The sequence below is a fragment of the Methylosinus sporium genome, assembly GCF_003113265.1.
Classification (GTDB): domain Bacteria; phylum Pseudomonadota; class Alphaproteobacteria; order Rhizobiales; family Beijerinckiaceae; genus Methylosinus; species Methylosinus sporium.
Map to the genome: position 1 here is coordinate 1 of NZ_PUIV01000020.1, position 20038 is coordinate 20038.

Here is a 20038-nt window from a genome sequence, read left to right on the forward strand (position 1 = left end):
CTGCGTTTCGCTGAGCAAAAACAAATCACCCATCAAAGCCTCCATATCGGAGACCTTGAATCACGCCTCACTCGAAATTAACAGGTCCTGAGCCTAGGCCCCGCTGGCTCCAGGCTTCATGCTCGCAGCCGCTCATACATTGTGCTGCCTTTGTCACTCTCCGTTGAAAACTGCGCAATTTGCATCGGATTAGCGCTTTCCTACAGGTCAGAGCTTGCAAAGCCCTTTGCCGAGGCGCAAATTCGAAAGCATGTCATTGCAGCCCTTATCAAGAGGCGATTGCCTCGCTCTCATCGGCATTGTTCTCGGCATCGTGTGTGCCATTGGTGAATTGACTTGGTGGATCCGTACCTTACTGGTCGTGATTGCCTTTGGCCTGATTTTATTTGGGGCGGCGCTGTCCCCCGCGAGAAGAGGTATTAAAATAATTACCGTAATTCTATTGTTCCTCATGCTTCTAGCAGTGACTTGGAATCCAGTATCGGATGGATTTCACAAGTCATATCCAAATATAACATTTAGAACACCTTTGTTGGTGGACCAAAAGGAGGTTGCCTCTGGAACGGCCGCTAGGCCGCGACTGGAAACAGAATCCGCGACTCCTACCTTGTCGGTGCCTCCTGCTCTAATTCATAACGGTCCAGGAGGCGTTGTTAGCGGATTGAAAGCTAACCAAAATATCGTAAGTGGGCCTATGATCCTTCTCAAAAATGAGGGGAAAATAACTGATTCTGAAATCAATAACAATTCTGTTTACACAGAATCTAGAACGGGTGCGGGGACTGAACAACCAAAGATATCGCCGACGTCGTCGTCCAAGCACAAGAAAATAAAGGCAAGATATAAAAGGAGGCGGCACGGCGCAGCATGATAGCAAGGACATTTTTCTCTACGCTTTGTAGTATTATAACAAATACGGCTGTAGCACAATCCGTCATGCTACCTGAATTGAAACAACAGTATGGTCCCGTCGGAATCAAGATTGCTCCCGAAACAAAGGTAGAGGGCATCGATGTCGATGGCGTAGAGGCGCGTGGGCTGACTTATTTTTTAGATAACGATGGCTCTCTTGTCGGTGGTAGTATAAAAAATGTTAGATCATTTGATACGGTCGGCGTCGGTCCTTCTCTTTATATAGAATATATGCATATTGGACGAGTTAGCAGCCTGAATCAGGATCAGATTGTGGGTCACATTCGAGCATTTGAAATGCGCGCGCCGCAAAATCGTATTGATATGACTAATTATCGAAGCTTCAAACTTCAGGTCGTTTCGCCATTTTTGCTAAAATCTTTTATTATGTGCGTGAAAGGCGCTAACGTAAACTCAGTGCGTATGCGGTTCAAGGTAAAACATGTCGTGTTTGCTTGGCGAAGTGACACTGATAAAAAAATTTGTATATCGACAATAAATCCAACTGATGAAATATATGTTGGAATCTTTATGACAGATAATACGGCTGTGAAGGTTGAACTCGATGACTATTGAGGTCGGTTTGTAGTTGTGAGGTTAATTGATTTAAGTGCTGTGCCGCCCGCGCTCAATAAGCGCGAGCGATCAAAATCTCCTCGACCGCGGGCCGGCCGGTGAAGACACAAATGCTCTTCGGCGCGCTCTGCTCCAGCGGAATGTTGCGCAGCGTCAGTTTCAGCGCCTTCAGCCGCGTCTCCACCTCCTCGAGCTCGGCGCCGGTCGGCCGCGCCCAGGGCGCGCGCACCCAGCCTTTGAAGGCTGCCGCAGCCTCGTCGTCCTCGGCCGCCTTGCCGAAATAATCGGCGATCTCTGCGAAGCTCGTCAGATCGGAGCGAATATTCGCCTCGAGCCGCGCCTTGGCCTCGGCGAACAGCGCCGCCTGAATTTCCGCCAGCAGGGCAGGGACCGCGTTCACGAATTCCGCGCGCGGCGTCGCCGTCGAGACGATCTTGTCGCCCTCGCGCAGTCTATCGCGGCGGATCAGCGTCACCACATCATTGGCGGCGTCGCGCGGGCCGATCTCGAGAATGACCGGCGCGCCGCGGCGCACCCAGTCCCAGCGCTTATTGGCGGCTCGCGCCGGCTTCTTGTCGACGATCGCCCGCAAGGGGGAGCCGAGCGCGAAGAGCCCGTCCAGCTCGGCTTTGAGCTTGTCGCAAAAGGCCAGAACCTCGGCGTCCTCGGGCTTCTCACGCAGCATGGGCACGATCACCACCTGACGCGGGGCGATGGCGGGCGGCAGGCGCAGCCCGTCATCGTCGCCGTGGGTCATGATCACGCCGCCGATGAGCCGCGTCGAGACGCCCCAGCTCGTCGTGTGGCAATATTCCAGCTCGCCGCTCGCGCTCTGGAAGCGGATGTTCTGCGCGTGAGCGAAATTGGTTCCGAGATAATGCGAGGTGCCGGCCTGCAGCGCCTTGCCGTCCTGCATCATTGCTTCGATGGAATAAGTGTTCACGGCGCCCGGGAAGCGCTCATTCTCCGGCTTCTCGCCGGCGATCACCGGAACGGCGAGCACATCCTCGACGATCTGGCGATAGACCTCGAGCATTTTGCGCGTCTCTTCCCGTGCGTCGGCCTCGTCGGCATGGGCGGTGTGGCCCTCCTGCCATAGGAATTCGCTGGTGCGCAAAAAGAGTCGCGTGCGCATCTCCCAGCGCACGACATTGGCCCATTGATTGATGAGCACGGGCAGGTCACGATGCGAGGAGACCCAGCGGCGGAAGGCGTCGCCGATGATCGTCTCCGAGGTCGGCCGCACGATGAGCGGCTCCTCGAGCTTGGAGTCGGGATCGACGACGAGCTTGCCGTCCACGGCCTTCAGCCGGTGATGGGTGACGACCGCCATCTCCTTGGCGAAGCCTTCGACATGGCTCGCCTCCTGAGCGATGAAGCTCATGGGGATGAACAGCGGAAAATAGCAATTGTCGTGGCCGGTTTCTTTGATGCGCCTGTCGAGCGCCCCCTGGATCAGCTCCCAGACGCCATAGCCCCATGGCTTGACGATCATGCAGCCGCGCACCGGGCTCGTCTCGGCCATATCGGCCTCGGCGACGACGGCCTGATACCATTGCGCGAAATTCTCTTCTCTCGTGACCGACAGAGCGCGTTTCATCTTTGCCTTCGGGATGTGATTCTGGGCTGACGGGAGAGATAGCTCGAGCCAGCCGTCATGGCGAGTGATGCCGGCGAGGCGCCGCGCGGTCGGCGAACTCACGCTCGGTCGGCGTCGGGCCAGAAATCGGCGGCGATCGCTCGGTCGAAAAGCCAGGGACACGTCGGAGGGAAGGCGTCGTCGCCGAGGCCGGTTTCCCTTTGCGCGACGATCGCGGCAAGCTCGTAGCCTTCGGCCATGGCGGCGTCGAGCAACGCATTCAGGCTCGGATTGTCTTCGAGATGACGTCGGATGCGCAGTCGCTGTTCTCGAATGCTCAAGCGCCAGCTGTTGCCGCGCAACGCCGGCTGGAATCGCCACTTCAGCAGATGCGCCAGTAAAACGGCTCGCTGCGGCCCATGCTGTCGATCTCCTCGGCGATGTTCTCCACGTCGGCGGCTGAGAGCCGGCCGGCGCGCAGCAGGGCCCAGGCGTAGAAATCGGTTTCGTAGAGTGGGCTATGGGGCATTCCGCGCCCTCCATTCGCTGCGCCGTCAGGATATCCGATATCCCCCATTCGTGCGAGGCATTCGCCGAGCTAGCCCATTATGTATATAATTCCCGCCAGCGTCCCATAAGGTCCCGCGAGGGCGCGAGAGGGAGCGCGAGCGCAACTTGATCGACAAGCTGGAATTCTTCATCACCGTCGCCAAAGAGCGCAGCTTTTCCCGCGCGGCCGAACTGTGCGGCGTCACGCAGCCGACGCTCTCGGCCGGGATCAAGCAGCTCGAGGACAGTCTCGGCGTCCTGCTCGTCAATCGCTCTTCGCGCTTCCACAGCCTCACCGCCGAGGGCGAGCGCGTGCTGGAATGGGCCAAGCGCATCGTCGCCGACGCGAGGGCGATGCGCCAGGAGGTCCGCACGCTGAAGGAGGGGCTCGGCGGCCAGCTCAAGATCGCCGCCATCCCCACGGCGCTGACCATGGTGCCGGCGCTGACGACGCCCTTCCGCGAAAAGCACCCCAATGTGCGCTTCACCATTCTCACAAGCTCTTCGACCGAGATCTTGTCCATGCTGGACAATCTCGAGATCGACGCCGGCCTCACCTATCTCGACAACGAGCCCTTGGGCCGCGTGCGCACAGTGCCGCTGTTTTCCGAGCGCTACCGGCTGCTGACCGCCGCCGACAATCCGCTCGGCAATCGCGACAAGGTGAGCTGGGCCGAGGTCGGCCGCATCCCGCTCTGCCTGCTGACGCCCGACATGCAGAATCGCCGCATCGTCGAGCGGCTGATTCGCGACGCCGGCGGCGAGCCCGAGCCCGCGCTCGAATCGAATTCGGTCATCGTGCTCTTCGCCCATGTGAAGACTGGACGCTGGGCGACCATCCTACCCGAAAAGCTGGTCGACTCGCTGCGCGTCACCGCCCCTTTGCGCTCTATTCCCATCGTCGAGCCCGAGGCGGTCCATGAGATCGGTTTGGTCGTCCCGCACCGCGAGCCGACCATTCCGCAGGTCGCAGCGCTGGTCGCCGAGGCGAAGAAGCTCGCGCGGAATCCGATAGTTGGCGATCTATAGGATTCGCCTATCGTGTAACTGTTCCAGATTATTGATCCCGCCGGCTTTTTGCGGCACTGTTGGGGCAATTACCTAAAATGGGCGGCTGTCGCTCACAAAGGGTCCGCTCTTCAAGAACGGGCCGGCTCGATAAGAACGGGGAAGAAATGTCTGGCGCTGTTCCGTGGAACGAGGCGCGGGCGCAGGAGATCATCGACGCCCATCTCGGGCTCGAGGGTCCTGCCCTGCCTATCTTGCATGCTATCCAGGAAGAATTCGGCTATGTGCCCGAGGCCGTCGTGCCGCAATTGGCGCAGTCGCTGAACATCTCCCGGGCCGAGATGCATGGCGTCGTCACTTTCTATCACGACTTCCGCCACGCGCCGGCCGGCCGCCATGTGCTGAAGCTGTGCCGCGCGGAGTCCTGTCAGTCCATGGGATCGGAGAAGATCGCCAAGGACTTCCTCGAGCGCATCGAGCTCGAATGGGGCGGGACCGCCAATGACGGCTCGCTGACGGTCGAGGCGGTCTATTGCCTCGGCCTTTGCGCTCACAGCCCCGGCGCTCTCTACGACGGCGAGCCGATCGGCCGCGTCGATGCGGAGATTCTGGACGAGCTGGCGTCGGAGGCGCAAAAATCATGACCAAGATTTATGTGCCCCGCGACATGGCCGCGCTCGCGGTGGGCGCCAAGCGCGTCCTCGCCGCCATTGAAAAAGAGGCCGCCGCGCGTGGCGAGACCATTCAGATCATTCGCAACGGCTCGCGCGGCCTGCTCTGGCTCGAGCCTCTGGTCGAGGTCGAGACGCCGGAAGGCCGCATCGGCTACGGCAATGTGAAGCCCTCGGACGTTCCGTCGCTGTTCGACGCCGGCTTTCTGAAGGGCGGCGCGCATCCGCTCTCCATCGGCAAGGTCGAGGAGCATCCCTATTGGGCCAAGCAGACGCGCGTGACCTTCGAGCGCGTCGGAATTATCGACCCCGTGAATCTCGATGATTACGTCGCCCATGGCGGCGGGCAGGGGCTCGCCAAGGCCTTCGAGATCGGCCCGGCCAAGGTGATCGAGGAAGTCACCAAATCCGGCCTGCGCGGCCGTGGCGGCGCGGGCTTCCCGGCCGGCATCAAATGGAAGACGGTCGCCGACGCTCCGGCCGATCGCCGCTATGTCGTCACCAACGCCGACGAGGGCGACTCGGGCACTTTCGCCGATCGCATGGTGATGGAGGGCGATCCCTTCGTCCTCATCGAAGGCATGACGATCTGCGGCTACGCCATCGGCGCGAGCAAGGGCTTCATCTATCTGCGCGCGGAATATCCGCAATGCGCCGAGGTGCTGACCGAGGCGCTGGAGGCCGCGCGCAAGGCCGGCTGGCTCGGCGAGAATGTGCGCGGCTCCGGCTTCGCCTTCGACATAGAGTTGCGCATCGGCGCCGGCGCCTATGTCTGCGGCGAGGAGACCTCGCTGCTGGAGAGCCTCGAGGGCCATCGCGGCATTGTGCGCGTCAAGCCGCCGCTGCCGGCGCATGTCGGCTTCATGGGTCGCCCCACGGTCGTCAACAATGTCCTGACGCTCGCCACCGCCCCCGCGATCCTCGCCAAGGGCGGCGAATATTACGCTTCCCTGGGCGTCGGCCGCTCGCGCGGCACCATGCCGCTGCAGATCGCCGGCAATGTGAAGTTCGGCGGCCTCTATGAGACGCCCTTCGGCCTGACGCTGGGCGAGATCGTCAACGACATCGGCGGCGGCACGCTGACCGGCCGTCCGGTGCGCGCCGTGCAATGCGGCGGCCCGCTCGGCGCCTATGTGCCCCCGTCGCTGTTCGACACGCCTTTCGACTATGAGGCGTTCCAGAAGCACGACAGCCTGATCGGCCATGGCGGCCTCGTCGTTTTCGACGACACCGTGGACATGGCGCAAATGGCGCGCTTCGGCATGGAGTTCTGCGCCATAGAGAGCTGCGGCAAATGCACGCCCTGCCGCATCGGCTCCACCCGCGGCGTCGAGACGATCGACAAGATCGTCGAAGGCGTCGATGTGGAGGCGAATATCGAGCTGCTGTCCGACCTCTGCAACACGATGAAGTTCGGCTCCCTCTGCGCGCTCGGAGGCTTCGCCCCATATCCGGTCGAGAGCGCCCTTCGTCATTATCCAGAAGATTTCCGCAAAGCGACGCTTCCCGCCGCCGCCGAGTGAGGAGCAAAGCCATGAGCCTCGTCAAAGAAATCGATTACGGCACGCCCGCGTCGAAGTCCGAGAAAGAAGTCACTCTGACGATCGACGGCGTATCGGTCACCGTGCCGGAAGGCACGTCCATCATGCGCGCCGCCATGGAGCTGGGGACGGAAATCCCCAAGCTCTGCGCCACCGACAGCCTGAAGGCCTTCGGCTCCTGCCGTCTCTGCGTCGTCGAGATCGATGGCCGCTATGGCACGCCGGCCTCCTGCACCACGCCGGTGCTGCCGGGCATGAGCGTGCACACGCAGACGCCGCGCCTCAAGGCGATCCGCCGCGGCGTGATGGAGCTCTATATCTCCGACCATCCGCTCGACTGTCTGACTTGCGCCGCCAATGGCGATTGCGAGCTGCAGACGATGGCGGGCGCCGTGGGCCTGCGCGACGTGCGCTATGGCTATGACGGCTCCAACCATGTGTTCGCCCGCAGCCGCGTCGACGGCAAGGCGAATTTCGATTGGATGCCGAAGGACGAATCCAATCCCTATTTCACCTATGATCCGTCGAAATGCATCGTCTGCAATCGTTGCGTTCGCGCCTGCGAGGAGACTCAAGGCACTTTCGCGCTGACGATCGACGGCCGCGGCTTCGACAGCCGCGTCTCGCCCGGCATGGCCGAGGCGTTCATGGATTCCGAATGCGTCTCCTGCGGCGCCTGCGTGCAGGCCTGCCCGACCGCGACCTTGACCGAGAAATCGGTGATCGCCGTCGGCCAGCCGGAGCATTCGGAAGTCACCACCTGCGCTTATTGCGGCGTCGGCTGCACCTTCAAGGCGGAAATGCGCGGCGAGGAGATCGTCCGCATGGTTCCCTGGAAGGACGGCAAGGCCAATCACGGCCATAGCTGCATCAAGGGCCGCTTCGCTTATGGCTATGCGCTGCACAAGGAGCGCGTCACCTCGCCGATGATCCGCGACAAGGCGACCGATCCCTGGCGCGTCGTGTCCTGGGACGAGGCCATCGCCTTCGCGGCGGATCGTTTCAAGTCGATCATCGAGAAGCATGGCAAGCGTTCTGTCGGCGTGATCACCTCCTCGCGTTGCACCAATGAGGAGACCTATCTCGTCCAGAAGCTGACCCGCGCCGGCTTCGGCAACAACAACACCGACACTTGCGCGCGCGTCTGCCATTCGCCGACGGGCTATGGCCTCAATCAGGCTTTCGGCACCTCGGCGGGCACGCAGGACTTCGACTCGGTCGACGATTCCGACGTCATTCTGGTGATCGGCGCCAATCCGACCGACGCGCATCCTGTGTTCGGCTCGCGCATGAAGAAGCGCCTGCGCGATGGCGCCAAGCTCATCGTCGTCGATCCGCGCCGCATCGATCTGGTGCGCTCGCCCCACATCTCGGCCGATCATCATCTGGCGCTGAAGCCCGGCACCAATGTCGCGGTCGTCACCGCTCTGGCGCATGTGATCGTCAAGGAAGGCCTCGTCAATGAAGCCTTCGTGCGCGAGCGTTGCGATTGGGACGAGTTCCAGGATTGGGCGGCTTTCGTCTCCGACGATCGCAACAGCCCGGAAGAGGTCGAGAAGCTCTCGGGCGTCCCGGCGGAAGAGATTCGCGCCGCGGCGCGCCTCTACGCCACCGGCGGCCGCGCGGCCATCTATTATGGCCTCGGCGTCACCGAGCACAGTCAGGGCTCGACCACCGTCATGGCCATCGCCAATCTTGCAATGGCGACCGGCAATCTCGGCCGCCGCGGCGTCGGCGTGAACCCGCTGCGTGGACAGAACAATGTGCAGGGCTCCTGCGACATGGGCTCTTTCCCGCATGAGCTGCCCGGCTATCGCCACGTCTCCAACGACGATGTGCGTCACAGCTTCGAGCAGGCCTGGGGCGTCGAACTCGACAATGAGCCGGGCTTGCGCATTCCCAATATGTTCGACGCGGCGATCGCCGGCGAGTTCATGGGCCTCTATTGCCAGGGCGAGGACATTCTGCAGTCCGACCCGGACACCAAGCATGTCTCGGCGGCTCTGTCGGCGATGGAATGCGTCATCGTGCAGGATCTCTTCCTGAACGAGACCGCGCATTACGCCCATGTCTTCCTGCCGGGCGCGAGCTTCCTCGAGAAGGACGGCACTTTCACCAACGCCGAGCGCCGCATCCAGCGCATCCGCAAGGTGATGAGCCCGAAGAACGGCTATGGCGATTGGGAGATCACCCAAATGCTCGCCAAGGCCTTCGGCCTCGACTGGAACTATTCGCATCCGAGCGAGATCATGGATGAGATCGCGCGGCTGACGCCGACCTTCAAGAATGTCTCCTATGAGAAGCTCGAGAAGGACGGCTCGGTTCAGTGGCCATGCAATGACGCCGCGCCGGAAGGCATGCCGATCATGCACATCAGCGGCTTCACGCGCGGCAAGGGCAAGTTCGTCATCACCGAATATGTTCCCACCGACGAGAAGACCGGGCCGCGCTTCCCGCTGCTGCTGACGACGGGCCGCATCCTGTCTCAGTACAATGTCGGCGCGCAGACCCGCCGCACCGAGAACAGCCGTTGGCACGAGGAGGACGTGCTCGAGATCCATCCGCATGACGCCGAGCTGCGCGGCGTGCGCGATGGGGATTGGGTGCGCATCGCCAGCCGCGCCGGCGAGATCACGCTGCACGCCAAGGTCACGGATCGCGTGGCGCCGGGCGTCGTCTACACCACCTTCCATCACCCGCTCTCGCAGGCGAATGTCGTGACCACCGATAATTCGGATTGGGCCACCAATTGCCCCGAATATAAGGTGACGGCGGTGCAGATCTCGCCCTCCAACGGTCCGACCGAGTGGCAGGAGCAATATCGCGAGCTTTCCGAGAACGCCCGTCGCATCGCGACGGCGGCGGAATGACCTAGGGCCGAATCGACGAGCGCGAATCCTTCTCCCACTTGTGGGAGAAGGTGGCCCGGCGTAGCCGGGTCGGATGAGGGTGTCTCATCGCGCGCCATCGATTGAATAGGGGCCGGTTTCGAGGACGATGGCCTATCGCACGGTCCCTCATCCGACCCCGCTTTGCGGGGCCACCTTCTCCCGCAAGCGGGAGAAGGGGCGCGCGCTGGAGATAGATCTGGATGAACGAGGACCTCCCCGCGGCCAGCATTCGCGTTCCGTGCATCGTGCGGCGCAATGATGCTCTGTCGGACAGCTCCCGCATCATCCCGGAAGAAACCCCCATCGCCTTCACCTATGGCGGCTCCACGCACGCGGTGATGATGGCGACGCCGGCCGATCTCGAGGATTTCTCGATCGGCTTCGCGCTCACCGAAGGCCTCATCGATTCGATCGACGAGGCCGGCGATTTCGAGATCGTCGCCTCCGAGGCCGGCATAGAGCTGCGCAGCTGGCTCGCCGGCGGACGGCAGGAGGTCTATGCGGCGCGCAAGCGCTCCATGGCCGGGCCGACCGGCTGCGGCCTCTGCGGCATCGAAAGCCTCGAGCAGGCGAGCCGGCCGCTGCCGGTTCTCGCCAATGCGCTGCGCGTCTCGTCGACGGCGCTCGTCGCCGCCATGGATCGTCTGCCGGGCGCGCAAATGCTCAATCGCGAGACGCGCGCCGTCCACGCCGCCGCTTTCTGGGCGCCGGAGTCGGATGCGCTGATCGTCCGCGAGGATGTCGGCCGCCACAATGCGCTGGACAAGCTCGCCGGCGCGCTGGCGCGTCAGCGGCTTCCAGCAGCGCAGGGCGTCGTGCTGATGACGAGCCGCATTTCCGTCGAGCTCGTTCAAAAGGCCGCCCGCATCGGCGCGCCTATTATCGCCGCAGTCTCCGCGCCGACGGCTCTGGCCGTGCGCACGGCGGAGAAATGTGGCATGACCTTGGTGGCGGTCGTGCGCGGCCGCGACTTCGAAATCTTCACCCACCCCGAACGCATTCTGGAACAGGTCTCTACCCATGTCGCATAATTCGGCTGACCGGCTCGTCAAAATGGCCAATCAGATCGGCAAGTTCTTCGCTGCGCAGAGGCATTCCGACGCGGTGGCCGGCACGGCCGAGCATTTGAAGAAATTCTGGGACCCGCGTATGCGCGCCGGCATCATCGATCATGTCGCCCATGGCGGCGCGGGCCTCGACGAGGTGCCGCTGCAGGCGGTGCAGAAGCTCGCTACGAAATAGCGCCGAGCGGCAGCCTTGTCGCGTCTGCTCGGCGACAAGCGCCTCGATTCAGGCGCCGACATCTTCCGTTGTTCCGCGCCAGGCGACGGCCTCGAGCTGCTGCATGTTTGTCTGACAGCGCCGAACGATCAGCCGAACGAGATAGAGCCCGAATTGCGGGTTCTGGAAATAGAGCTGCTCGAATTCTTCGTAAGTGATCGATAGCAGCCGACAATCGTCGCGGGCGCGCGCGGTGGCCGTGCGCAGGCCTTGCGTCGTGAATAGCGCCATTTCCCCGAACAATGTTCCCGGGGGCAGGACGATCCCCATCTCCGAGAGCTCGATCTCGCCTTCGATCAGCATATAGGCGCGGTCGGCCTCCTCGCCTTTGCGAAACAAAAGCGCGCCGGCCTTCACGCTGCATGGATGCATGAACGGCTTCAGCCATTCGACCTTCAGCTCGCCATCCGCCGCGCGCTTCACGCTCGCCACCAGCTTGCGCATCTCGCGCAGCCGCGTGAGGTCGAGCGGAAACAGAATGAGGTGGCGCACCAGCACGGCCATATTGCCGCTCGCCGCGCCGACGATGACGCCGAGGAAATTCGCGATCATGGATGCGATCCGCAGGCGGATCATCGTCTTCGAATAGGCGGAAGCCACAGCCGCCACCGACTGCGTCCACGAGGCCGCGATCACCAGATACAGAATATGATCGCTCACGTAAGTCTCCAGGCGGGCGGAGCTCTCGCGGAGCGGCTCGACGCCTCTTCAGCGTCACAGATAGCTTATTTCTCGCGTTGACGTCTGCAGCTTCGGCGCGACAGGCTCAGCGCGCGAGCCGCTGCAGCACGTCCTTGGTGGCGAAGCCGTCCGCCGGCTGCAGACCTTCGCTCAGCTGAAAGGCATGCACGGCGTTGCGGCTGGTGCGGCCGAGCTTGCCGTCGATGGCGCCGCGATAGAAGCCGCGCGCGGCGAGCAGGCGTTGCAGTTCCTTGCAGTCGGCGGTGGAGAGGGCCGCGATCTTCTTCGGCCAGGGGGCGACGGGCGCGCGCCGCCCGGCGATTCGGTCGGCGAGCAGGCCGATCGACAGCGCATAGGCGTCGGATGTGTTGTATTTGCGAATCACCTCGAAATTATCGGTGATGAGAAAGGCCGGCCCCGCCGCGCCGGCCGGCAGATAGAGGCTCGCCGGGCCGCTCGCCGGCAGCGCTTCGCCATTCGCCGCGGCGAGGCCGAGCGCGCGCCATTGCGCGAAGTCGAGATCGAAGTCGGCATAGTCGAAATTTTTGGGCAGGATGACCTCGAGGCCCCAAGGCAGGCGCGGGTCCCAGCCGGAGAATTTCAGAAAATTGGCGATGGAGGCCAGCGAATCGAGCCGGTTCGTCCAAATGTCGGGCGCGGCGCCGCCCGCATAGCTCGTCGCATATTTCAGATAGGCGCTGGGCAGAAATTGCGGCTGTCCCATGGCGCCGGCCCAAGAGCCGCGCAGCCGCGTGCGGGTGACGTCGCCCCGCTGCAGCATGACGAGCGCCGCGACGAATTCGTCCGCGAAGATCGCGCCCCTATGGCCGGCGAAGGCCAGCGTCGCCAGCACGCGCAGCGTGTCGGCGCCGCCGGTCGCGGAACCGAAATTGCTTTCGACCCCGAGTATGGCGAGAGCGATCTCGGAAGGAACGCCGCTGCGCTCCTCGATCGTCGCCAGCGGCGCGGAGAGCTCGCCCGAGAGCGCGCGTCCCTGTTGGACACGCGCCGCGCTCACGGCGCCGGCGACATAGGAGGGGATGGAAATGGTGAACTCGGCTTGAGCCTGTGGGCGCCGCAGCAATCCAGGCTCCACGGTCAGGCCCGCGACCGCGGAATCGAAAGTCTCGCGCGAGACCCCTGCGTCCTGCGCCGCTGGCCATAATCGCTGCAGGAAATGCGCGAGATCTGAATCGTCGGCGCTTTCCTGCGCGGCGGCGAAGGAACTGAAAATAGCCGTCAGGACAAAGAGTAGGAAAACGGCGGGCAATGTTCTGAACACGTCGCGGCGACTGGCGCGAGCGTGGCCGAAAGTTTGTCGCAGAATTGCCCACGAGCTTGGCCATTCTTTGGAATCTTTACACTTTTGGCCATTTTGTTTGACACTTCGCTGCGCTGCGTTTTCAATCGGCATGTCTCGACTTCCACTAGGAGCCGCGAGCAGGACAGGATCTGAGGCGAAACGGAAATGACGCATCACCCCATGATTACGAATTTTCGTGCGCCGATCCAACTCGGAAAAAAGGCGGTTCCCGCCAAGGAGGAGCATGAGCTGAAGGCCAAGCTGCGGGCGGCGGGCCTTCGTCCCACCTCGCAGCGCATCTCGCTCAGCAAGCTGCTCTATGGCAATGGCGACCGCCATGTGAGCGCCGAAGCGCTCCACGCCGAAGCGCGCGAGGCCGGGCTGCAAATGTCGCTCTCGACCGTCTACAACACGCTCAACCAATTCGCCGACGTCGGCCTGCTGCGGGAGATCGCCGTGCAGGGACCGCGCACCTATTTCCACACACGCACCGCGCCGCATCATCATTTCATGGATGAGGTCAGCAAGCGCATGTTCGACGTGGTGGACGGCTCCATCGAATTCGCCAAGCTGCCCGCTCCGCCCGAGGGCATGGAGATCGTCGGCTGCGACGTCATCATCCGGCTGCGGCCGAAGCGGAAGGCGTAGCTTTCGAGGCTTGGTTAGCGCCCCTCCCTCACCCTCGCGGGAAAGGGTCGGGGAGGGGCCTTTTCCGATCAGCCGAGCAGCTTGGCGATCTCCGCCCTCAGCCCGTCGGCTATGTCCGGGCGCGTCAGGCCGAAGGCGAGATTGGCGGCGAGGAAGCCGAGCTTCGATCCCGTGTCATAGGTCTTGCCGTCGAAGCGCACGCCGTGGAAGGCCTGTGAGCCGCTGAGCGTCACCATGCCGTCGGTGAGCTGAATCTCGCCGCCCGCGCCCTTCTCGCCTTTCGCCAGAATGTCGAAAATCTCCGGCTGCAGAATATAGCGGCCCGAGATCATCAGATTGCTCGGCGCGGTTCCGCGCGGCGGCTTCTCCACCATTCCGGTGATCTCGAAAGCGGCGCCGAAATCCTTGCCCACGGAGACGATGCCATATTGATGCGTCTCCTCCGGCGGCACTTCCTCCACCGCGATCACATTGCCGCCATGGGCCTCATAGGCCTCCACCGCCTGGGCGAGGCAGCGGCTCTGCTTGGGGCCATTGCCGAGCGTCACCATATCGGGCAGCAGCACGGCGAAGGGCTCGTCGCCGACGATCTCGCGCGCGCACCAGACGGCGTGGCCGAGGCCGAGCGGCGCCTGCTGGCGGGTGAAGCTCGTCGCGCCGGCGGCCGGCAGATCGGCGACCAGCGCGTCATATTCCTTGGCCTTGCCGCGCCTTTTGAGCGTGTCCTCGAGCTCGTAGGCGATGTCGAAATGATCCTCGATGACGCCCTTGTTGCGTCCGGTCACGAAAATGAAATGCTCGATCCCGGCCTCGCGCGCCTCGTCCACCACATGCTGGAGCACGGGACGATCGACGACGGTCAGCATTTCCTTCGGCACCGCTTTGGTCGCCGGAAGGAAGCGCGTGCCGAGGCCGGCTACGGGAAATACAGCCTTGCGAATGCGTTTGCTCATGATTAGTCCATTTCGAGCGAGTGCGACCCGAGCGCGAGAGCGCGACGCGCGAGCAGGGTTGTGGAAAAGGCGCTAGCGCTTTTCCGAGAATATCCCGCAATGGCGAAAGACCAACGCCTAGTCCGAGCCGGGCCAGGATTCGTCCTTAACCATTGCCCGTTAATTTCCCGTGATGACGTCTTCAGCAGGAAGAGAGCGGAATGACCATTCTCGTGACCGGCGGCGCCGGCTATATTGGAAGCCATATGACGCTCGAGCTGCTCGACGCCGGCGAGAAGGTCGTCGTGCTCGACGATCTCTCCACGGGGTTTCGCTGGGCGGTTCCGGAAGAGGTTCCGCTCATCGTGGGCGATTTTGGCGATGCGGCGCTGCTGCGCGATATTTTCGCGCGGCATGATGTCCAGTCGATCATTCATTTCGCGGCCAAGATCGTGGTCCCCGAGTCCGTCGCCGATCCTCTCGGCTATTATTCGAACAATACGGCAAAAGCGCGGGCTCTGCTGGAGGCAGCGGTGGAAGCTGGCGTGAAGCGCATCATCTTCTCCTCGACCGCGGCCGTCTATGGCGATCCCGAGCATAATCCGGTGACGGAGGACGAGAGCCTGAAGCCGGTCTCGCCCTATGGACGCTCCAAGCTGATGGTCGAGTGGATGCTCGAGGATGTCTCGCGCGCGCATGATCTCGCCTATGTAGCGCTGCGCTATTTCAATGTCGCGGGCGCCGACCCCAAAGGCCGCTCCGGCCAATCGACGCCCAAGGCGACGCATCTCATCAAGGTCGCGGTGCAGGCGGCGCTGGGGCTGCGCCCGGGCATGCAAGTGTTCGGAACCGATTATCCGACGCCCGACGGCACCTGCCTGCGCGACTATATCCATGTCACCGATCTCGCCCGCGCCCATCTCGACGCGCTGCGCCATTTGCGCGGGGGCGGCGAGAGCCTCGTCTGCAATTGCGGCTATGCGCACGGCTTCTCGGTGCTCGAGGTGATCGAAACGGTGAAGCGCGTCTCCGGCGTCGATTTCCCGGTCGAATTCGCTGGCCGTCGGCCGGGCGATCCGGCCGCCATCGTCGCCGCCAATGATCGCATCCGCTCGCGCCTCGGCTGGACGCCGCGTCACGACGATCTCGAGACGATCGTGCGCCAGGCGTTGGATTGGGAGCGCAAGCTTGCGGTGCGTAACGAAAGTGGAGCATAGCATATATATTATAGAAATATTTCGACGCTCTTCGGAGATGGGAAGAAAACGCCCGATTTTACAAGTATTTCTGTGCGATATAGCCTCTAGATAGTGGATGTTGGTAAGTTTTGCGTAAGGCGGCGCGCGGACAGTCGCGCACGTCCGCTCTCCTTGCAGGATACGCAGAATGTCCATATCGAGTCTGGCCTCCAGCGCGGTTCAAACCGCCTATCATCATCATTCCCGTCACACGAAAGACGTCGACGACACGACAGCGGCGGCTGCCGCGAGCGCTTCGGCGACGACCAGCTCCACCTCCACGACGCAGACCAGCGCCGTCGATTCCAGCTCGGCGATCGATTTCCGCAGCCCGGGCTCCGGCCAGCTCGCCTCGCTGCTCTTCGCCAGCGATTCCAGCTCGACCAGCTCCAGCGACGATTCCACTTCGTCCTCTGATTCGAGTTTCGCCTCGACAGTCGCCAGTCTGCTGAAGGCGGTCGACTCCGGCGATACAGAGGCGGCCAAGACCGCCGCGTCGAGCCTTCAGAGCCTGTTGCAGCAATCGTCGTCGACCTCGGATTCGTCGAGCTCGTCATCGTCCTCGTCGGATGGCCAATCCGGATTCCTCTCCGATCTGCAGACTTTGGTCTCGGCGGTGCAGTCGGGCGACACGACGACCGCGCAATCGACGGCCAAGACGATCGAGAGTCATTTGAAAGCGCCGCCGCCTCCGCCCCCGCCGTCTTCTTCCGACAGCTCGGATTCGACCGCTTCCTCCTTCGTCTCCGATCTGGCGACGCTGCTGAACGCAGTGCAATCGGGCGATACGACGACGCAGAAGAGTTCCGCCACGAGCCTCGAGAGCGATCTCGCTTCGCTCCTGTCCTCGTCCTCGACGGATTCCTCGTCATCGTCCTCGACGACGACCGATTCCTCGTCTTCCTCTTCGACCATCGTCGATGATCTGAAGACGCTGATCACGGCCGCCAAGAGCGGCGACGCCAGCGCCGCGCAATCGAGCGTCGAGGCGTTGCTGAAGGATCTCGTCGCTCAGCAGGGCTCTTGGTCCTCGAGCGCTTCGCAAAACGCGTAAAAGAGCAGGGGCGGCCTTCACCAGACCACTTTGAGGCCGCCTCGTCCCGCATAGGATTGCGTGCGTCCGCCATATTCGCCTTCGAAAGACGCGAAGAGCGCGACCGAGGCGCTCACATCGAGACGCAGCCCGCCTTTTACCTGCAGGTAATTCTCGTCAGGACGCGCGCCGGCGATGGTGAAAGCCGCCGAAGGCGCCGAGGCGAAGGATGCGAGAAGCGCGCGCGTCGGCTCGAATTCATGCACATAGGCGAGCGAGAGATCGGGCGTCAGCCGCCAGCCATTGTCGAGCGCGAAGCTGCGTTTGAAGCGCGCGCCGAAATAGAGGGGCAGCGAGTCCGTCTCGCGCGCGGCGAAGGCGAGTGCGCCGAGGCCCGCAAAGCCGGGGAAGGCCGCCGTCGTCTCGGTGAATCCATCCGTCCAAATATGCGCCGTCTCGATAGCCGCGAAGGGCGTCGCGCTCAGCCCGAAGAGATCGACGTCTCGCCCGATCTCTACGCGCGCGCGCAGCACGCGGCTCCCGAAATTCGCATTGGCCGTTTCGCCCGTTCCGAGGCCGAAGACGGAGCGGCGTGAGTAATTGTCGAAATCGGAGAAGGCGAGCGAGGCGGAGATATAATTGGGATCGAAGGTGAAAACGCCATAGCCGCCGATATGCCAGCCATGCGTGTCCACATGGGTCGAGCGCAGATCGGTCGAGGCGCCGCCGGCGCTATAGCCGCCCGCGAAGCCGAGCAGAAGATTGGGAAGCACGGCCGCATCGAGGCCGATCGCGCCGCCGCCGAGGCTCGTGCGCTGCGTCGCCGAGCCTTGCGCAGCGTCGCCGCCGAGGCGCGCGCTCTGGCCGAATCCGGAGATCCACAAGCGCCAGAGCCGCGCCGGCTCTTGCGTCGGACGCATGGCGATCGGACCCTTTTTCGATTCCAGCGACGCATAGCCGAGGGCGGGCGTCGTCGCGGAAACGGAGAATCCATTGGCGTCGCGCGTCTCGCCCGAGCGCCAGAATTGTCCGGCGTCTGCGAGCGCCCCGCCGAACAGGCGGTTCGATTCGAGACCGACGTTCAGCGCGCCGGTGACGCCTTCGCCGGAGAGTCCGTCGAAGGCCGCGCGCGCGCCGGCCGCCGATTTGCCGACGATGGACAGGAAGAGGGGACTCGCCGTCGGTGTCGTGTCGAGCGCCGCGGCGACGGCGCGCTGATTGCGATTGGTCGCGACGCTCTGGAAGAACACGCCATTGCGCGAGAGCGTCAGAAAGGCGTTGTTGGCGTTATAGGAGAGCGTGGGCGTCAAAAAGGCGAGGTCGGTGGAAACAGAAGCAAAGGAGCCGCTGACGCCGCCCGTCGCCTGCACGATCGAATAGGTCGTGGCGGGGGCGTAATTGCCGGAGGCGGCGCTCACTTGCACGGAGCCGGCGAGCGTCGCCGTTCCGCCGACGACGATCTTATCCGCCGCGCCGGCGGCGTTGGCGTCGATCTGATAGACCGAGCCCGAACGGAAAGTTGCGTCGCCGGTGATGGAGAGCGTGGAGATCGCGCCGGCGCCCGAGCCCGGCGAGACGACGCCGGAAAGATCGAGCGCGCCCAGCGCGCCGGAGCCCGACAGGCGCCCGCCCGCGGCGACGGTGACGAGATTGCCGATCGCGCCGGCGGCGACGAGCTCCGCGCTGCTGGCGACAGTGACGCCGCTCGAATAGCTCTGCGTTCCGGTGAGCGTCCACACGCCGTCGTCGACGCTCAGCGTTTCGAAATTGATCGCGCCGGCGAAAGTCCCCGTTCCCGAGAGCGAGACGCGGTCGTTTCCGGCGCCGCCGTCCACCGTGCCGTTGATGACGGAGCCGGTGCGAATATTCAGCGTGTCGTCTCCGGAGCCGAAGACGATCGCCTGTCCGCCGCCGCCGGTAATGGTTCCGGAATTGGTGAGCGTATTGTTCAGCGTGCTGTTGATATAGACGCCGTAGCGCGTCGTGCCTTCGATCGTCCCGGCGTTGGTGATCGTCACCGGGCCGAAGGCCGGCCCTTCCGAGCTATTGTCGACGAGAATGCCGTCCGCTTGGCCGATGATCGTCGCGCCGGCCTTATTGTCGATGACGCCGCCGCCGATCGCGACGCCCTGGCTCGTGTTGGTCTTGCCGTCGGAGCCGACGCCCTTCGCGCCCGTCCCTTCGATCGTGCCGTAATTGGTGATGTTGCCGATGTAGTCGATATCGACGCCATCGCCGTCGCCATTGGCGACGCCGGCTATACTGTCGATGCGGCCGGAGATGAGGCCGTAATTGATCACGGTTCCGCCGACGTCGGAGCCGAAGCCCGAGCCGTTGCGGCCGATGATCTGGCCGCCCGCGTAATTGGTGATGGTGATGGAGGAGCTGGTCGTATTCGCCGTGGAATCATAGCTGATGTTGATTCCGTGGCGCCCGCCGGAGATGATTCCGCCAGCGTAATTATTGACCGTTCCGCCCGTGCTGGTCTGGAAGTCGATTCCATCCGCGCCGGTGTTGGTCTGGAAATTATTGGAGACGATCTGGCCGTAATTATTGATCGTGGCGTTGTTGCCGGGGCGAATGCCGTCGGCGTCGGCGGTCTGCAGCACGCCCGTCGCGAAATTATTGATGGTGATCGACGCCGTGCCGGCGGCGACATTGCCGAAGTCGATCGCCTGGCCATTGTTCGAGCCCGTGCCCGTCGCCTGGATCAGCCCGTAATTATTGACGACGATGGTCCCGGATTTGACGGCGGTTCCGATCTGCAGCGCGTCATTCTGCGATTGGATCGTCGCGCCGGCCTCATTGGTCAGCGTGAAGCTCATAGCAGTTCCGCTGTTGAAGCGGATCGCACGCGTTCCTGTCCCCGTCGATTCGATCGTGCCGAAATTGTCGATGAGCACGCCGGTGGAGGCGGACGTCTGATTGAGCGTCGGATTGGCGGTGGAGGTGAGCTTGCCTCCGGCGCCGACGGAGATTTTGTCGGTCCCCCCGAATGTCTTCTGGCCGGAGACGGTCGTATCGGCCGGGACATTTATGTCCGCTGCGACGGCCGCGGAAGAGAACGAGAGAGAGGCGAAGAGCGCGAGTGGGCTGACGCGCGAGAGGAGAGGCGACATTGCGGTTCCGTTCCAGCTGGATCGGAACCCCTAATGGCGGCGGCGCATGACGCTTTGACGACAGCGCCGCAATGTC

At 63.0% G+C, this 20038-nt stretch carries 16 protein-coding genes and 1 pseudogene; 11 read left to right on the forward strand and 6 right to left on the reverse strand.

The features are described 5' to 3' along the window. Nucleotides 1-250: 250 nt before the first annotated feature. Together C5689_RS18245 and C5689_RS18250 are read left to right on the forward strand one after the other, a co-directional pair. Nucleotides 251-871: a hypothetical protein gene (locus tag C5689_RS18245; RefSeq protein WP_146188382.1), complete on the forward strand. Its 621-nt coding sequence runs from the start codon at nucleotides 251-253 to the stop codon at nucleotides 869-871. A 65-nt stretch (nucleotides 872-936) separates the two neighbouring features. After that, on the forward strand, nucleotides 937-1488 hold the full coding sequence (locus tag C5689_RS18250; RefSeq protein ID WP_146188383.1) for a hypothetical protein: 552 nt from the start codon (nucleotides 937-939) through the stop codon (nucleotides 1486-1488). 52 nt (nucleotides 1489-1540) lie between these two features. On the opposite strand, the gene proS is transcribed toward C5689_RS18250, so the two are convergent. Next, nucleotides 1541-3088 carry a proline--tRNA ligase gene (gene proS, locus C5689_RS12610; protein WP_108917678.1) on the reverse strand — a complete coding sequence of 516 codons (1548 nt, stop codon included), beginning with the start codon at nucleotides 3086-3088 and terminating at the stop codon, nucleotides 1541-1543. 98 nt (nucleotides 3089-3186) lie between these two features. Then, nucleotides 3187-3644, reverse strand: a pseudogene (locus C5689_RS12615) (DUF29 domain-containing protein). 98 nt (nucleotides 3645-3742) lie between these two features. Between C5689_RS12615 and C5689_RS12620 the strand changes: the two are divergent. From C5689_RS12620 to C5689_RS12645, 6 genes are all read left to right on the forward strand, one after another. Beyond that, nucleotides 3743-4645, forward strand: a complete 903-nt coding sequence (locus C5689_RS12620) for a LysR family transcriptional regulator (protein ID WP_108917628.1) — start codon at nucleotides 3743-3745, stop codon at nucleotides 4643-4645. A 146-nt stretch (nucleotides 4646-4791) separates the two neighbouring features. After that, entirely contained in the window at nucleotides 4792-5268 is a 477-nt protein-coding gene (locus C5689_RS12625; protein ID WP_108917629.1) for a formate dehydrogenase subunit gamma, read from the forward strand. Beyond that, nucleotides 5265-6818: a formate dehydrogenase beta subunit gene (locus C5689_RS12630; RefSeq protein WP_108917630.1), complete on the forward strand. Its 1554-nt coding sequence runs from the start codon at nucleotides 5265-5267 to the stop codon at nucleotides 6816-6818. Before C5689_RS12625 ends, C5689_RS12630 begins: the two co-directional genes overlap by 4 nt. 11 nt (nucleotides 6819-6829) lie before the next feature. Then, nucleotides 6830-9706, forward strand: coding sequence for a formate dehydrogenase subunit alpha (gene fdhF / locus C5689_RS12635; RefSeq protein ID WP_108917631.1), 2877 nt, complete (start codon nucleotides 6830-6832; stop codon nucleotides 9704-9706). Nucleotides 9707-9927: 221 nt separating this feature from the next. Beyond that, nucleotides 9928-10758, forward strand: coding sequence for a formate dehydrogenase accessory sulfurtransferase FdhD (gene fdhD, locus C5689_RS12640; RefSeq protein ID WP_108917632.1), 831 nt, complete (start codon nucleotides 9928-9930; stop codon nucleotides 10756-10758). Next, nucleotides 10748-10969 (forward strand): formate dehydrogenase subunit delta, encoded by a 222-nt coding sequence (locus C5689_RS12645; RefSeq protein WP_108917633.1) that lies wholly within the window; start codon nucleotides 10748-10750, stop codon nucleotides 10967-10969. Before fdhD ends, C5689_RS12645 begins: the two co-directional genes overlap by 11 nt. Nucleotides 10970-11017: 48 nt before the next feature. Here C5689_RS12645 and C5689_RS12650 read toward each other — a convergent pair whose 3' ends face one another. Beyond that, nucleotides 11018-11668, reverse strand: a complete 651-nt coding sequence (locus C5689_RS12650) for a Crp/Fnr family transcriptional regulator (protein ID WP_108917634.1) — start codon at nucleotides 11666-11668, stop codon at nucleotides 11018-11020. Between the two features lie 106 nt (nucleotides 11669-11774). Beyond that, nucleotides 11775-12971, reverse strand: coding sequence for a lytic murein transglycosylase (locus C5689_RS12655; RefSeq protein WP_306432198.1), 1197 nt, complete (start codon nucleotides 12969-12971; stop codon nucleotides 11775-11777). Between the two features lie 186 nt (nucleotides 12972-13157). On the opposite strand from C5689_RS12655, the gene irrA reads away from it, so the two are divergent. Continuing rightward, on the forward strand, nucleotides 13158-13640 hold the full coding sequence (irrA, locus tag C5689_RS12660; RefSeq protein ID WP_108917636.1) for an iron response transcriptional regulator IrrA: 483 nt from the start codon (nucleotides 13158-13160) through the stop codon (nucleotides 13638-13640). 68 nt (nucleotides 13641-13708) lie between these two features. On the opposite strand, the gene C5689_RS12665 is transcribed toward irrA, so the two are convergent. Continuing rightward, nucleotides 13709-14593, reverse strand: a complete 885-nt coding sequence (locus C5689_RS12665) for a UTP--glucose-1-phosphate uridylyltransferase (protein ID WP_108917637.1) — start codon at nucleotides 14591-14593, stop codon at nucleotides 13709-13711. Nucleotides 14594-14793: 200 nt separating this feature from the next. On the opposite strand from C5689_RS12665, the gene galE reads away from it, so the two are divergent. Together galE and C5689_RS12675 are read left to right on the forward strand one after the other, a co-directional pair. After that, complete coding sequence (gene galE, locus C5689_RS12670) at nucleotides 14794-15789, forward strand: UDP-glucose 4-epimerase GalE (RefSeq protein ID WP_108917638.1); 996 nt, start codon at nucleotides 14794-14796, stop codon at nucleotides 15787-15789. A 169-nt stretch (nucleotides 15790-15958) separates the two neighbouring features. Then, nucleotides 15959-16864, forward strand: a complete 906-nt coding sequence (locus tag C5689_RS12675; RefSeq protein WP_108917639.1) for a hypothetical protein — start codon at nucleotides 15959-15961, stop codon at nucleotides 16862-16864. A gap of 17 nt (nucleotides 16865-16881) precedes the next feature. Here C5689_RS12675 and C5689_RS12680 read toward each other — a convergent pair whose 3' ends face one another. Then, nucleotides 16882-19962 (reverse strand): autotransporter outer membrane beta-barrel domain-containing protein, encoded by a 3081-nt coding sequence (locus C5689_RS12680; RefSeq protein ID WP_108917640.1) that lies wholly within the window; start codon nucleotides 19960-19962, stop codon nucleotides 16882-16884. Nucleotides 19963-20038 lie beyond the last annotated feature (76 nt).

Bases quoted from the DNA above. Each gene is read 5' to 3' on its own strand.
- C5689_RS18245 (WP_146188382.1), top strand. From the start codon at position 251: ATGTCATTGCAGCCCTTATCAAGAGGCGATTGCCTCGCTCTCATCGGC.
- C5689_RS18250 (WP_146188383.1), top strand. From the start codon at position 937: ATGCTACCTGAATTGAAACAACAGTATGGTCCCGTCGGAATCAAGATT.
- proS (WP_108917678.1), bottom strand. From the start codon at position 3,088: ATGAAACGCGCTCTGTCGGTCACGAGAGAAGAGAATTTCGCGCAATGG.
- C5689_RS12625 (WP_108917629.1), top strand. From the start codon at position 4,792: ATGTCTGGCGCTGTTCCGTGGAACGAGGCGCGGGCGCAGGAGATCATC.
- C5689_RS12630 (WP_108917630.1), top strand. From the start codon at position 5,265: ATGACCAAGATTTATGTGCCCCGCGACATGGCCGCGCTCGCGGTGGGC.
- fdhF (WP_108917631.1), top strand. From the start codon at position 6,830: ATGAGCCTCGTCAAAGAAATCGATTACGGCACGCCCGCGTCGAAGTCC.
- fdhD (WP_108917632.1), top strand. From the start codon at position 9,928: ATGAACGAGGACCTCCCCGCGGCCAGCATTCGCGTTCCGTGCATCGTG.
- C5689_RS12645 (WP_108917633.1), top strand. From the start codon at position 10,748: ATGTCGCATAATTCGGCTGACCGGCTCGTCAAAATGGCCAATCAGATC.
- irrA (WP_108917636.1), top strand. From the start codon at position 13,158: ATGACGCATCACCCCATGATTACGAATTTTCGTGCGCCGATCCAACTC.
- C5689_RS12665 (WP_108917637.1), bottom strand. From the start codon at position 14,593: ATGAGCAAACGCATTCGCAAGGCTGTATTTCCCGTAGCCGGCCTCGGC.
- galE (WP_108917638.1), top strand. From the start codon at position 14,794: ATGACCATTCTCGTGACCGGCGGCGCCGGCTATATTGGAAGCCATATG.
- C5689_RS12675 (WP_108917639.1), top strand. From the start codon at position 15,959: ATGTCCATATCGAGTCTGGCCTCCAGCGCGGTTCAAACCGCCTATCAT.
- C5689_RS12680 (WP_108917640.1), bottom strand. From the start codon at position 19,962: ATGTCGCCTCTCCTCTCGCGCGTCAGCCCACTCGCGCTCTTCGCCTCT.